This is a genomic window from Acidisoma sp. PAMC 29798 (assembly GCF_030252425.1).
GTDB lineage: Bacteria > Pseudomonadota > Alphaproteobacteria > Acetobacterales > Acetobacteraceae > Acidisoma > Acidisoma cladoniae.
Window position 1 is genome coordinate 3329658 of the sequence record NZ_CP126994.1, and the last position, 14286, is coordinate 3343943.

The window sequence follows — 14286 nt, forward strand, 5'->3', positions numbered from 1 at the left end:
TGTTTCAGGCATTCTTCTTCATGAACGACAGGAGGTCGGCGTTGAACCTGTCCTTATGCGTGACAGTTAGTCCGTGCGGGGCGCCTTCATAGACCGTGAGCGTTGCGTTCTTGATCAACTTCGATGACCGCAGCGCGGTTGACGCAATGGGTACGTTCTGGTCGTCTCCGCCATGGATAATCGACGTTGGCATATCGAACCGCGTGAGATCATGTGTGAAATCTGTCTCGGAGAAGGCTGTGACGCCCTCATAGGACGCACGCAGCCCGACCTGCATGGACCAAAGCCAGAAGGCATCTTTAATGCCCTGAGAGACTTTCGATCCTGGGCGGTTGGCGCCGAAAAACGGCCCGTCGCCAAGGTCGCGGTAAAACTGGGCGCGGTCATTGGCAACGCCGGCGCGGACGGCATCGAATACCTCAATCGGAACGCCATGAGGATTTGAAGCCGTCTTGAGCATCGACGGCGGGATTGCAGAGACGAGCATCGTCCTGGAAACATTGGCTGGTCCATGCCGCCCGATGTAGCGGGCGATATCTCCCGCGCCAGCTGAATGTCCGACCAAAGCAACGGACCTCAAATTGAGGGAGGTGATGATTCCCGCAAGATCGTCTGCAAATGTATCATAATTGTTTCCATCCCACGGCTGGCTCGACCGCCCATGACCGCGCCGATCGAAGGCGACACAGCGGAATCCATGGGATGCCATGAACATCATCTGATCGTCCCAAACATCGGCACTGAGCGGCCAGCCGTGACTGAAGATGATGGGAGGACCCTTACCCCAATCCTTGTAGTAAATCTCGGTTCCATCTTTCATTGTGACAAAATCCGTTCTCTGAACGCCTGGTCCCGAACGCCGCGCAGACAGGCTCACGCCCTGCGCTAAGGCTTCGGATCCGGCGGTCGCAAACGGCGTCAATATTGAGGCCGCGACAAGACCACCCAACATCACCTTGCGGCGTGTTGCGGCGTCATCAGAACTCGGATGTTCGGGGTCCGTCATATGAAACCTCCTCTTCAGCCTGCAAGGAAAAAGCGACTGCCGATCACTATCTGGCGACCAAACGGTCGGGGAAATCGTGACTCAAAGGCGAAACGACGCCCTGACCATGTCGACGCAGGCGGCCTGAATGGTCATTGCCTTAGACATGGTCGTCATCAGAAGGAGCATGTGCAACATGTCGGGCTTCAGCCCCAACAGTCTTGGTGCCCGCACACTTGCTTCTGCGCAGCAGCCCTGTCTGTCACGATGACGCGGTGTTTAGGACGAAAGCGGTTGTGCTCAAGACCGGTCCAAGGCAAACTGCGTCATTGCAGTTCGCATGTGCCGCTTTCGCAACAACGAGTTTTTCCGTGTAAGCACGACCCTCGACGCCGAAGGGAGAATGCAATGACACGCTCATTGGCCTATGGACGGTCACTGGCCAGCCGGTTCCGCATCGAAACGGCACCCGTGGTCGTCTCCAAGACCTTGCAGAAGACGGAGGTGGCTTTCACAAGAGTACAGCTCAATGTGGCGGACCCCCAACTGACCTTGCCGATACCGCAGGAGGATGCGTACCTCATCGGTGTCCAGCTTCGCGCAGTGCCGATGCACGATTTATGGCTCGATGGGCGCATGGTATCGCCCGCGCCGTTCCTGGCCGGATCGACCGTCTTCTATGACTTGAAGAAAAGCCCGACCGCGCGCTGCCTCAGCCCTTTCGACACACTGTTCTTTTATTTCCCTCGCCGGGTCTTCGATCTTATCGCTGACCAAGCCGAGGTGCCCCGCTTTGATGACCTGAATTACGTGCTGGGCGAGGCCATTGCGGACCGCACGATCCATAGCTTGGCGCTCAGCCTCCTTCCCGCTCTCGACCGCTCCGGTGAGATGAACCGGCTGTATTTTGAGCATGTGGCCCTGGCGGCTGGTACGCACCTTGCCCAGACCTACGGCGGCATGGCCCATCGGCGCTCGCGTGTCGGCCTCCTGGCGACCTGGCAGGAGAGACGGGCCAAAGCCCTGATAGCCGCCAATCTTCACGGCGACCTTTCGCGGTCGCAACTCGCTGCGGAGTGCGGGCTTTCACCAGACTATTTCGCGCGCGCGTTCAAACGTTCCACCGGCGTCAGCCCGCACCAATGGCTCCTCATGAAAAGGGTGGAATTGACGAAGGAATTGCTCCGCTCTTCGAACAAGACGCTGGCAGAGGTGGCCATTGCGGCGGGGTTCTACGATCAAAGCCACATGACCCGCGTCTTTTCAAACGCGACGGGCACGACCCCGGCATCCTGGCGACGGGCCTTTTACACGGGTGCTTCTCGGCATGCGCCCGAACGAGGCACGGACGCGGAAGACTAGAACTTTCCGCGGCTATCGTAACTGTCGCTTGGCGATGCGAGCTCAGGTCTATAAAGGTCAAGCTCGTGGCGGCGATCGTCAGGAAAGGCGAACCTGCCCAATGCAACATCGACCAAGAGATTCAGCGACGGGGCGATTTAGAGACCGGAAGATTCAGACATCTGTCTTGCCTCCAGGGTCCACCACGATCCAGCCAGCTGACAGGACACCCTCGTGCAGGCGCGGTAGGAAGGTTTTGTTAAAATACGCCTTCCCCTGTTCCTGTGAGGGCCACGGCTCATCCGCGAAGCGATGAGCAATGAGGGCGAAAAACGCGCTCCTGTCTGCCGCATCGAGGTCCTGCCCCGCCTCCCAGTAGAAGGCCTTCAGCGTTCGAACGAAATCCTGGTTCGGCTCGACCACCGCCGCGAGGGCCTCCGGGCTCGATGGTCGAATGCCCAAATAGTGGACCAGAACACCTGTGAGGCGTTCCAATATCGTGCTGCTCAATGGCTTTATGGCTCGGGCCATGATGCTATTCCCTTGCTGACGAGATCTACAATTTTCGCACGTACTTCGTTCGACGTTACAGGTCCAGACACAGAGAACGATGCCCCCGTTGCTCGATCGACGCTGTGTGTTAGCAACAGCCGGAATTGGTTCTCGAAAGAGATAAGTCTTCTTTAACTATCCATCGACTCGTGATCGAATAGGTGTAGCCTTGTTCTGGCATCCAGCCTCCGTGGCACAATTGAAAGGCACACTTCAATCATGACCAAGCTGCCTGGATTGGCAAAGCCGCCGCCTTCTCGTCGGGACCTTCTCGTCGGCGCAGCGGCAATTGCGCTGTCCTCCGGTGCGATTGCGAACACCGCGCTCGCACATTCTTCTGTCGCCCCTGGCATAGGCCACCACATCAAAGGAACCATGGAAATGAGCACGATCACCACAAAGGATGGCGTCCAGATCTACTACAAGGATTGGGGCCAGGGGCAACCCGTTGTCTTCCATCATGGTTGGCCTCTGAGCGCGGACGATTGGGACACGCAAATGCTGTTCTTTGTCCACCACGGCTATCGGGTCATCGCATTCGATCGTCGCGGACATGGTCGGTCGAGCCAGGTGTCGGATGGCCATGATATGGACCATTATGCCGCCGACGCCGCCGCGCTGGTCGAACACCTGAATCTTCGAGACGCGGTGCACATCGGCCACTCGACGGGCGGCGGTGAGGTCACCCGCTACGTGGCGCGATACGGCAAGGGCCGGGTTTCCAAGGCCGTGCTGGTCTCCGCTGTGCCGCCCCTCATGCTGAAGACGGCGAACAATCCGGACGGCTTGCCGATCGCGGTGTTCGATGGCTTGCGTGCGGGCCTGGCAGCGAACCGCGCCCAGTTCTATCGCGACGTTCCTGCCGGTCCCTTCTACGGCTTCAACCGGCCCGGCGTGACACCGATCGAGGGCGTCATTGGGAACTGGTGGCGTCAGGGCATGATCGGCGGCGCCAAGGCCCATTACGATGGCATCAAGGCGTTCTCGGAAACGGACTTCACCGAGGATTTGAAGAGCATCGATGTGCCGACACTCGTGCTGCATGGCGATGACGACCAGATCGTTCCTTACAAGGATGCCGCTCTGCTTTCGGTCAAGCTCCTCAAGCACGGTACATTGAAGATCTATCCTGGTTTCCCGCACGGGATGCTCACCACCCATGCCGACGTGCTTAACCCGGACCTTCTGGCTTTTGTCCGCAGCTAAAACAAGCCAGCCCTGATTTGGCACCTCTGCTGAATTGGCGTGCGCAGGCACGCCAATTCAGTTTGCCGTCATTCTGGGACAACCCGCGCCACCCGACAAAGTGATCGCCGCTCCCCGGCCCCTTGCCACCGTGTTGCAGGCGGGCCCGTGCCGTCGGCAGGCGCTGCGCCGCGCTGAGACGCCCTGATCAACGGTGATCATTGAAGACTCTCACCCGCGTGCCTTTCCCAAGCCCACATTGTTCAGTAAGCAACTTGCCTACACTGCCTCGGCCCAAGACGCGTTGAAGAGCGTGACCGCGTTGGACGCGTGGGCATCACCTCCCCCCTCAAAGCGTAAACTTGGCGCCTAAGTCTGCGACAAACCAATCGATTGATCTGAGGTATTCTGATGAGTGACTGTGTTGAACAAAGCTGGCAGGCCGAGGCGCCGGAAAAGGGATCCTGGTTGGCTGTTTATTCCCTGACCCTAGGCGTGTTTGGACTGATCACGGCCGAGTTCCTGCCCGCGAGCCTGCTCACACCGATGGCGGCCAGCCTTCGGATTTCGGAAGGCCTAGCGGGTCAGGCCGTGACAGCCACGGCTGTAGCGGCGTTCGTAGGGGCCCTCCTGGCCGCAGTCGTCACGCGTGGTGTGGATCGCCGGATCGTCCTGATGAGCTTCTCGGTTCTGCTCATCGCCTCCAACCTGCTGGTCGCGGTGGCACCCAGCCTTATCGTACTGCTGCTCGGACGCGTACTCCTCGGTATCGCGCTGGGCGGATTCTGGAGCATGGCGACGGCCGTCACCATCCGGCTGGTGCCGACACCCATGATACCGCGAGCCCTGTCGATTCTCTTCAGCGGCGTGTCGGTCGCGACAATCGTGGCGGTTCCGCTCGGCAGCTTTCTCGGGGGCCTTTATGGTTGGCACGCAGTTTTCCTGTTTGCGGCACTCATCGGGCTGGTGACGTTGCTCTGCCAGATGGCGTTCCTTCCGAGCCTGCCATCAGACCATGCCTCGCGGCTGCAGACGCTGGTGGAGGTGTTGCTGCGGCCGGGCATAGCGCTCGGGACGCTCTGCTGCCTTCTTGTCTTCGGCGGCCATTTCGCACTCTTCACCTATGTACGCCCCTTCCTTGAGACGGTTGCTCGGGTCAACTCCAATGGCATCGCCTTGATGCTGCTTGGCTTCGGTGTGGCGAGTTTCTTTGGGACCCTGCTCGCCGGCTTGCTACTGGAACGCAGCGTGCGTCTGACGCTCATTCTGGCGCCGCTGGTCATTGGTGGGGTGGGATTGAGCCTGGCATCCTTCCACCTGGGACTACCCTTGCATGCGCTTCTTGTGGCGCTCTGGGGCCTTGCCTTCGGTGCAATGCCGGTCGGCTGGTCAACATGGTTAGCCCGTTCCGTGCCGGACGAAACCGAGAGCGCGGGCGGGCTGCTGGTTGCCGCTGTTCAAGTGGCCATTGCGGTCGGTGCGACCCTGGGCGGATTGGTCTTCGGCTTTAGCGGTGTAAGCGGCGTCTTCGTGGCAGGTGGGTTTCTCCTTCTAGTAGCGTCGGTGGTTATCTTCGCAAGTGCGACGCCAAGCCCGCCGCGATAGAGAAGCCGTATCCGCGACGATTGTCAGCTTGCCGCAATGGTTGGCTACCTGTGACCTTCATGAGGTCACCGAACCTCGCCTCCTGGTAACGGAAGGCGCAGGCGGACAGCCCTGCACGGTTAAGACAGCGGGTCTCAAGGAACCGCCCCTCACCGTCCGGGAGCGTCGCGGACCAAATCGACAAACGACGCAATGAGCCTCGGCATCTCATGCGCCTTGGCGGGGAGCCTGCTGGCGGGCATCGTTAAGCTGTCAAGAAAACGCCCGCCGACGGTGTATAAGGTCAGCTCCAGGTCGTTTCCGATGACTTCGGGACGGCACACGACATCCTCCCCACCGGCCTCATTGCGGCATATGGCCACGAACTCGCGGATATCGTTGAGGCCCCTGGTCTGATCGCCCGCGTCGATCCAAAACTCTGCAATTTCGCCCTTTACCTGTGAGAAGGGCACGAGTTCGAGCGGCACACAGCCCTTGCTATCCTCGAAGATCTTCTCCCGCCAGCGATCAAACAGCGCGGAGCGACGGGCCTCCTCCGGCGTCTCCACGGCGTCATCTTCGGGCGGCTCCGGCAGCCCGCCATCGGCGACTATCGCCTCCCAGATGGGGATGGCCCAGTCGATGCGCCGCCCAATAAGGACGCCGAAGCCGTTTTTCGCCAGATCGTCTGTGTCGCCCGGCGGCAGATCGAAAGGCTCGCGCCCTTCGGCGAGTGCCATGAGGACGCTTCGAATAGCTCCGTAGGACAGCGCGGCAAGCGCCTCGGCTGAGCGCCAGCCCGGCAGCAGATGAACCTCAACATTCGGGTCGACGGCACCGGAGGCGACAAGACCATGCGAGAGCTCCCCTCCGTCTGGAGTCGGCCCGGCTGCCAGAGCAACCGGCAGCGCCACGAGCTCCATCCAGCCTGAGGGCCCCAGCTCGGCGCCCTCGGCCGCGACAAGGAAGACCCACTTTAGGTCATCGGCCGCGTCGTCGCCCTGCACCTCCCGAATTTTCCGTATCGCGAGGTCGAGAATATCGATCCGCTCGGCTCGAAGGAGGGCTTGAACACAGTCGTCGAATTCCGGGCTTTCATCGTCCTCATAGAAAGCCAGCAGCCTATCCGCGATAGGCCCAGGGGTTTTGCCAAAGACCGGCGGCGGCGTTGCATCGATGCCTTCGATCCCAAGAAGCTCCGTCGCGGCATTGCCCCGAAGCAGCCGCGCCCGGTCGATCCAGGCTCGCCGGTTCTCCGGCGTATCCTCCCGGTCGGTCATCCAGCGTCGGAAGGAGGCTTTGTCCGCCCGTTGGACCACAACCTTCACGCCAGACGCCAGGAGCTCGGCGGCAACGGCCCTATTGATGGCCTGCGTCAGTTCGAGGTCGGTATTGCCGGGCCTGAGAAGGTCTAGAGTGTCAGTGTCTGGGTAATGTGTCAGGAGGACCTGGCTGAGGTCGGGGGCGGTATCGCGCGCGAGCTCAACCACCTCGGCGACGATGGCTAGCTGGCGTTTGGTCATCTGGGGCAAGCGCGGAATTCCTCGTTGGAGCCGCCCATTATGCGTCGAGGGCTTAACCGCCCGCAAACGACCGGGATGTGCGTGAGGCCTCTAACGGAAGATGCTGGCAGATGCGGATTCCGCTTCCATAGGAAACCGCTGCAGGCGCATCGATCAAAACCGCCGACAGGGCTGTCGCCGTCAGTTGGTGGGACGCCGTAGCGCGCGCATTGCAGGGTATCATCTCAATGCCGAGATACGAGCCGGAACACCCTTTTTTTAAGTGATCATCGGTTTCTTACTTACGGCGGCGGAGAAAGTTGAATTTCAAAAGCAATTACGCACTATGGGTTCTTCATCGGATCCGACGGCGGTGCGGGCTTGAATGCATTCTCTTTGGCGGTCACGTGCCCGCAATGCTCCCCGACCTCGCCCGATCCATTAACGCGTGTCTGGTGAGCAAGGAAGACGGCGGGACCCGAGTGTTTCGTAAGCACTCCAATAATGCCAGTCGTGACCGAAAACAATAAAACACCGACTGACCATAGCACAAACAGTGTAAAAATTGCTTCAATGACCCAGACGAGCCCGGGCTCTAATGCTGGAACGTAGCCAATTCGAAGTTTCAATATTATGACTAAGGTTGCGAGCACACCAAGTGTCCACACGAGACCTAGAATTCGACTGAAGCGCATCTTTCATTCCCTCCCATGCGATTGGGAATTGCGTCATTCACTTAGACGATGATTGGTGATAGCAAATCCGGAAGCGCTCAGACATAGTCGGCCACCTTAGATAAACGCCCCAACGATCACCTCTTCGGCAGCCCAGTGGCGGCGCGATCAGGGCTCGATCATCTCAACCAGACATTCAAGTCGACGAATGACCTCGGCCTGTGTGCCACCCAGTTTACGATCGACGCCAAGTGAGACAACACCGTGAACCGCCTCAAAGACCGTCCGCGCGCGCCGCATGCTGTCGGGAGATGACACAGCGGCGCTTATGAGCGTGGCAACGCGCCCAAGCATGTCGGCACGGCGCGCGACATACCAATCAGGAACAGGCTCCTGATCACGCATGCGATGACGGAACAAGGCCTCCCATCGCGGGCGCTCTGTTTCGGCAAAGTGGAAATAGAACAGCGCGACCGCCAATAGGCGACCGCTGCCAGCACCTCTCTGTGCGACCAGCTGATCGAAAGCGGTGGCCAGAGCATCGAGCGTGCGGGCGTTGACTTCGAGCACGAGGCCGTCGAGGGATCCGAAAATATAGGAGACCCGACCGATGGAGACGCCCGTTTCGGTCGCGATCCGGCGAACACTGAGCGCCTCAAGTCCGCCCGAAGCGATCGCGCGCTCAGCCGCGTCGATCATGGCCTGCCGAGGATCGGCTGGTCTCCTTAGCGAATCTCTGGCCATCAGCACCTCACATTGAACGATGTTCAAAATCTTCTTGCACAAAATCACCGTTCGGTCCATTGATTGAACACTGTTCAAACCGGGAGTCGAGACAATGCCGAACCACCGCCCTCTCCAGTCCGCCACCTGGGTCTTCTTCGCCTGGGCTGCCTTTGCCGTCGCCATCGGCGCCATGGCCGCCGCCGTCATCTATATGCCCGTGCCGCCGTGGTCGCGGGGTTTTGTCGCCGTCGCCGCGTTGATGCTCGTCCAGGCCAGCGTGGTCCTCACGAAAACCGTCCGCGATCAAGCGGAGTCCCTCGCCGAGGCTGAACAGGGGCCCGCACGATGAAAATGGCGCTTCGCGCTCCGCGGTTGGTGGGGCCCCTGGTCGTGTGCCAGGCCTTATCGGCCCTGGGCGAGAACCTGCTGCGCAACGTCCTCGGTATCGTTTTGCTCTGGTCTGCCGTCGGGGCGGGGATGGGGTGGCTGGCACCCGTCTCCACCGCCGCGTTCGTGCTGCCGTCGCTGCTCCTGTCAGGCTACGCCGGACAGGTCGCCGATCGGATGGACAAGGCTCTGCTCGCGCGGAGATTGAAGCTGATTGAAATCGGCGTTGGCGCTGTTGCCGCCACGGCGATGGCACTGCCGCTGCCGGCCGCCTGGACCGTCAGTATCCTCCTATGCGCGCTGCTCGCGTCCGGCTGCATCGCGGCGATGTTCTTCCCTGTGAAATACGGCCTATTGCCGGAGCGGTTGAGCGTAGACCGGCTCCCGAGTGCCAATGCCCTCATGGAGGGCACGACATTCCTCGCCATCCTCGCGGGGACGACCGCTGACGGATTATTGGCCGGCTCGATCGGCATCGCAGGCATCGGCAGCATTGCCCTCGCAGTCGCAGTGCTTTCCTACGCAGCAGCGCGCCAAGTCCCGCTTGCCCAGAGCCCGATCATAGCAACCGCCACCATCCAGCCGCCTCCCACGCCGTGGGCATCCATTCGCGCGCTGGGCGCCGACCGTGACCTGCTCCGCGCCGCGCTCGCCAATACCTGGTTCTGGATCGTAGGCGCGACCGCCCTGTCGCTCCTCCCGTCCCTCGCCCGCGCTACCCTCCACGGACAGCCCGTCATGGTTTCCATTCTCGCGGCCGGCGTCGCCGTGGGCGTAGCCGCCGGCACCGCAATCGCGGCCTTCCTCTCCGGCGGGCGCATCGTGCGGCTGCTATCGGTCATCGGCACCACTGTGACGGCCATCGCCCTGCTCGACCTGTGGCGGATCGCGGGGCAAGGGCAGACCCTTCATGTGGCGCTCGATCTGTTCGTCTCCACCATCGGTGCCGGCCTCCTCGCCGTGCCCAGCATGGCGGAAGTCCAGGCGCGTGCGCCGGCCGGCCGACGCGCGGCCACACTCGCCTCCCTCAATGTGATGTCCTCGGCCGGCATGGTTCTCTCCTCCGCCATCCTGCTGCTCGCAGGAATGGCGGGCGCCTCAACGCCGGCCTTGCTCGGCATCACCGGCGCCGCAAGCCTCGTGGTGTCCATCGCGATCGCCCGGACCAGCGCCCGGAACAAGGTGGGCGATGCCCTCTGGATGGGCTTTCGCGCCACCCATCGCGTGAGGCTCAATGGAGGCGAGCATCTTCCCACGGCGGGATCGCCGGCGGTGCTGATCGCCAATCACGTCAGCTGGCTGGATGCCGCGCTGCTCTTGGCGGCTCTCGATCATCGCCCGGTCTTCGCCATCGACGCGGCGATTTCGCAGCGCTGGTGGATGCGCCCAGCGCTGGCACTCGTCGATACCGTGCCCACTGACGCATCCAAACCGCAGACGATGCGCCGCCTCATTGAGGCTGTGCGCAGCGGCCGCACGGCCATCGTCTTCCCCGAAGGCCGGATCACGATCACCGGATCCCTCATGACCATGCATGGCGGGGCGCTGATGGTGGCCGAGCAGGCCAGCGTTCCCATTGTCCCTGCCCGTATCGAAGGTTTGGAGCGTAGCCCGCTGTCTCGGCTCGACCGGACGCAGACGAACCGAACGGCCTTCCCGCGCATCACGCTGACTGTGTGGCCCGCACGCCGGGTGGGTGTGTCGTCCCATCTCGTGGGCCGGCCACGGCGGGAAGCGGCCCTTCGCTGGCTGTCCGACCTCATGTCCGAGATGGCGTTTCGCACCACAAAGACGGACCTCACCCTGCTTCAGGCCATACAGGCTGCCGGCCGCAGCGTCGGCATGGGCCGGGAAGCCGTGGCGGACCCGATCCGGGGCATCCTCTCCTACCGCAAGCTGCTCGCCGGCGCGGCCATTTACGGTCGCCGGTTCATTGCCATGGGCCTCCTGCCTGGCGCACGGGTCGGTGTACTGCTTCCCAATGCCGGGGGTACGCTGGTGTCTCTCCTTGGGCTCACCAGCGCCGGCATGGTGCCCGTGATGCTGAACCCGCGCGGCGGCGCGTCTGCTCTCGACGCAGCCCGCCAGGCTACGGCCTTCACGACCATCATCACCGCGCGGGCACTCGTCACCCGTCTCGGGCTCGGCCCCGTGGTCGAAGGCCTGGAGCAGGCCGGGGTGACGTTCCACTACCTGGAAGACCTCCAGCTGACGCTGCTGGAGAAACTGCGCGGCCTTCTGCGCCGTGGCCGCGCTTTGGTCGAAACCTCCCCTGACGACGCCGCCATCATTCTCATGACATCGGGTTCCTCCGGAACGCCCAAGGCCATCGTCCACAGCCACCGTGGCCTGATGACAAACGTCGCCCAGGTCGGGTCCGTCATCGATTTTGGCCGCCGCGACAAGGTGCTGAACGCCATGCCGCTGTTCCACGCCTTCGGGCTGTCCAGCGGCACGCTCCTTCCCCTGGTCAGTGGCGCGCGCGTGTTCCTCTATCCGAACCCGCTCGATTATCGCGGCGTGCCTTATGCAGCCGATATGCTCAACGCGACGGTCATGTTCGTGACGCAAGTCTTTGCCGAAGGCTACCTGCGCCGGGCCGATACCCGCGCGTTCCGCTCGGTGCGCTTGGTGGTCGGCGGTGCGTCCAAATTTCGCGAATCGACAATCGTCGCCTGGAATGAAAAGTTCGGCCTGCGGATTCTGGTGGGCTACGGCCTGACGGAAACTGCGCCGGTGCTGGCGCTTAACACCCCGACTTCCAACAGGTTCGGGACCGCAGGCCGGATGCTTCCCGGCATCGAGGCCAAGCTCGTTCCCGTCGATGGCATCCGCGCCGACGGCGTCCTCCATGTGCGGGGCGGCAATGTCATGCTCGGGACGATGTCACCCGACCGGCCCGGCGAGTTGCAACCGCTGGCCGACGGGTGGTTCGACACGGGAGACGTTGTGACCATGGAAGAAGACGGTCACATCCAGATCGTCGATCGCCTCGGCCGCTTCGCCAAGGTCGGCGGGGAGAAGGTGTCGCTCGATGAGATCGAGCGGATGGCGGGCAGCGTCTGGGCCGCAGCCGACCATGTCGCCATCGCGGTGCCTGACGACCGAAAGGGTGAGCGGGTGGTGCTGCTGACAACCCAGCCCGACGCGCGGCGACAGCCGCTGATCGATGCGGCCCGAAAGGCCGGAATGTCGGACCTCACGGTGCCAGGTGAGGTGCTTGTCATCGACAAAGTCCCGATGCTTGGGTCCGGCAAGCCTGACCTGGCAGCGGCCAAAGCGCTTGTCACCGACATCACTCCGGTCAAAGCGGCTTAGAGAGCGTTTGAGACTGCAGATTGGCTTGGGACTTTTTGTGGGAGATGATCTAAGGCCCTCAGGCGATTGCACTTGGGCCGCTGGAAATCGGAGAGTTTCATGGACAATGATATTCGTGTGGTGGCTTTTCTCAAGGTCAAGCCCGGCATGACATCGGCGATGGACACCGCTGTGCTGAACTGCGCGATGGCGAGTCGCACAGAGGAAGGCTGCCTGTTTTACGCGGGGCATTGGGATAAGGATGACGATCACCATTTGGTTTTTGTCGAACACTGGGTCAGCCAAGCAGCGCTTGATACGCATATGACCACTTCGCATTTTCATGATTTTGTTGTCGCTATCTCAGGCGTGGTCGAGGGCGAACCCAAGGTCATCATTCTGCACGAAATAAAGTGATCGACGGCCTGGATCCGGCATATCCGATTTGAACAACCACCTCGATCGGCTTATTGAACGATCATCGACGATGGATGACGGCGGAGGATCCGCCGATTGCGGGGGATTGCGGGTTTGTCTGAAGTAAGCGGAACGCGCGAGACGATGGCAAGCTCGGTCTACGCGCAGCTCCGCGAGGAACTTCTCCATGGCCGACTGCCCCCGGACAGCAAACTTCGCGTCGAATGGGTCGTTGAAAAATATGGAGCCGGTGCCTCACCGGTTCGCGAAGCGCTCAATAGGCTTGCATCGGAAGGTCTGCTTGACCGTCGCGATCAGCGTGGCTTCTTCGTCACCCCGATCACAATCGAAGAGCTTGAGGAATTGACGCGCACGCGATGCTGGCTGGAGGAGCGGGCCTTTCGCGAGAGCATGCTCAACCACAGCACGGAATGGGAGGAGGCGATCGTTCTGTCTCTGCACCGTCTGTCGCGCCTCCCGCGCCGGTTGCAGGAGACCGGGGCATACAATCCAGACTGGGAGTCGCGTCATCGCGCCTTCCATCGCAGTCTGTTATCTGCCTGTCGTTCGCGACCTTTGATGGCTTTTTGTGATCAACTGGCAGATCACGCGTTTCGCTATCGCCAGGTGGCACGCGCAGGCATGGGCGCGCCACGCGACGAACTCGCCGAGCACAACGAAATCGCTTCGAAGGCGATCAAAGGCGATGTCGATGGTGCGGTCGAGGCCTTGATGCACCACTACCGGTTGACGAGCGAATTGTGCATCGCCGGCCTCAAAGCTTGATCGGTTAGCCAGCCGCCGCCAGTCGAAACACGAGGTCGATGATGTCGCGGTCGCCCTCGCGATGGGGTGCCACAATCAAGGACTTGCGCACGCCGAAAACGGCGTCGGTGCCGAGATAGCGGTCACCCTCGAAGAAGATCTCCGTCGTGATCGATCGGAAGCCAGGCGCCATGATAAGAAAATGGAAATGCGCGGGCCGCCAGGCCGTTCGGCCACCGGCGCGAAGCAGTTCACCGACGGGCCCATCATCCGGCACCATGTAAGGCCCCGGCAGGACAGTCACGAAGGTGAAGCGTCCATCCTCGTTGCATGCCATCTTGCAGCGAAAAGCGCTGTCGGGAACATGGTCATCCTGTGTGGCATAGAGACCGTTCTCGCCCGTTTGCCACATATCGATCGCGGCACCTTGGATCGGCTGGCCTTCCGCATCCTGCACCACACCGCGTACGAGCAGACCCGCACCATGATGGGTCGGCCGCAAATCTGCACCGACAGCCACTTCCGGACTGTCGGAGGCATAAAAGGGGCCGAGCACGCTGCCCTCCGTCGCACCGACCGGCGCATCCGTCATGTCCACGAAGGAACTCAGGCCAAGAACATCCGATAACAACATGAACTCGTCACGCTTTGCGGAACTAATCTCCCCGCAGCGAAACAGAAAGCCGACTGCCATTGCCCATTCATCATGCGTCAGCTGATTCTCACGGGCGAAACCATGGAGATGGGTCACGAGACTTGTGAGAAGCTTTCGCCCCCGCGGCGTCTCCATCGAGAAGGAGGCGATGACTTTTTCGGTCACATTCTCCGGATTGATGTCATAGGCCGGTGCGTGGGTATCCATGACGTTGCT

Annotated in this window: 12 protein-coding genes; 7 read left to right on the plus strand and 5 right to left on the minus strand. The window is 61.4% G+C overall.

From position 1 onward, the window contains the following. Positions 1-4: 4 nt before the first annotated feature. A complete protein-coding gene (locus tag QP803_RS16040) occupies positions 5-1006 on the minus strand; it encodes an alpha/beta fold hydrolase (RefSeq protein WP_284944473.1) in 1002 nt (333 codons plus the stop codon). 387 nt (positions 1007-1393) lie between these two features. Between QP803_RS16040 and QP803_RS16045 the strand changes: the two genes are divergently transcribed. Further along, positions 1394-2347, plus strand: a complete 954-nt coding sequence (locus tag QP803_RS16045; RefSeq protein ID WP_284944474.1) for an AraC family transcriptional regulator — start codon at positions 1394-1396, stop codon at positions 2345-2347. A 153-nt stretch (positions 2348-2500) separates the two neighbouring features. On the opposite strand, the gene QP803_RS16050 is transcribed toward QP803_RS16045, so the two are convergent. Then, positions 2501-2857 (minus strand): hypothetical protein, encoded by a 357-nt coding sequence (locus tag QP803_RS16050; RefSeq protein ID WP_284944475.1) that lies wholly within the window; start codon positions 2855-2857, stop codon positions 2501-2503. Positions 2858-3259: 402 nt separating this feature from the next. On the opposite strand from QP803_RS16050, the gene QP803_RS16055 reads away from it, so the two are divergent. Next, entirely contained in the window at positions 3260-4084 is an 825-nt protein-coding gene (locus QP803_RS16055; RefSeq protein WP_284944476.1) for an alpha/beta fold hydrolase, read from the plus strand. A gap of 390 nt (positions 4085-4474) precedes the next feature. Further along, positions 4475-5668, plus strand: coding sequence for an MFS transporter (locus tag QP803_RS16060; RefSeq protein WP_284944477.1), 1194 nt, complete (start codon positions 4475-4477; stop codon positions 5666-5668). Between the two features lie 149 nt (positions 5669-5817). On the opposite strand, the gene QP803_RS16065 is transcribed toward QP803_RS16060, so the two are convergent. Both QP803_RS16065 and QP803_RS16070 read right to left on the minus strand, forming a co-directional pair. Continuing rightward, positions 5818-7179 (minus strand): hypothetical protein, encoded by a 1362-nt coding sequence (locus tag QP803_RS16065; RefSeq protein ID WP_284944478.1) that lies wholly within the window; start codon positions 7177-7179, stop codon positions 5818-5820. Positions 7180-7991: 812 nt separating this feature from the next. After that, positions 7992-8627 (minus strand): TetR/AcrR family transcriptional regulator, encoded by a 636-nt coding sequence (locus QP803_RS16070; RefSeq protein WP_284944479.1) that lies wholly within the window; start codon positions 8625-8627, stop codon positions 7992-7994. Positions 8628-8661: 34 nt separating this feature from the next. Between QP803_RS16070 and QP803_RS16075 the strand changes: the two genes are divergently transcribed. The 4 genes from QP803_RS16075 (at position 8662) to QP803_RS16090 (ending at position 13436) form a co-directional block, all read left to right on the plus strand. Further along, complete coding sequence (locus QP803_RS16075) at positions 8662-8898, plus strand: YiaA/YiaB family inner membrane protein (RefSeq protein WP_284944480.1); 237 nt, start codon at positions 8662-8664, stop codon at positions 8896-8898. Between the two features lie 2 nt (positions 8899-8900). Beyond that, on the plus strand, positions 8901-12254 hold the full coding sequence (locus QP803_RS16080; protein WP_284944481.1) for an MFS transporter: 3354 nt from the start codon (positions 8901-8903) through the stop codon (positions 12252-12254). 99 nt (positions 12255-12353) lie between these two features. Beyond that, the gene (locus tag QP803_RS16085; protein ID WP_284944482.1) at positions 12354-12650 is read left to right on the plus strand and encodes a putative quinol monooxygenase; all 297 of its coding nucleotides are present in this window, start codon (positions 12354-12356) and stop codon (positions 12648-12650) included. Between the two features lie 114 nt (positions 12651-12764). Further along, positions 12765-13436, plus strand: a complete 672-nt coding sequence (locus QP803_RS16090; protein ID WP_284944483.1) for a GntR family transcriptional regulator — start codon at positions 12765-12767, stop codon at positions 13434-13436. A gap of 4 nt (positions 13437-13440) precedes the next feature. Here QP803_RS16090 and QP803_RS16095 read toward each other — a convergent pair whose 3' ends face one another. Continuing rightward, the gene (locus tag QP803_RS16095) at positions 13441-14277 is read right to left on the minus strand and encodes a dioxygenase family protein (protein WP_284944484.1); all 837 of its coding nucleotides are present in this window, start codon (positions 14275-14277) and stop codon (positions 13441-13443) included. Positions 14278-14286: the final 9 nt, after the last annotated feature.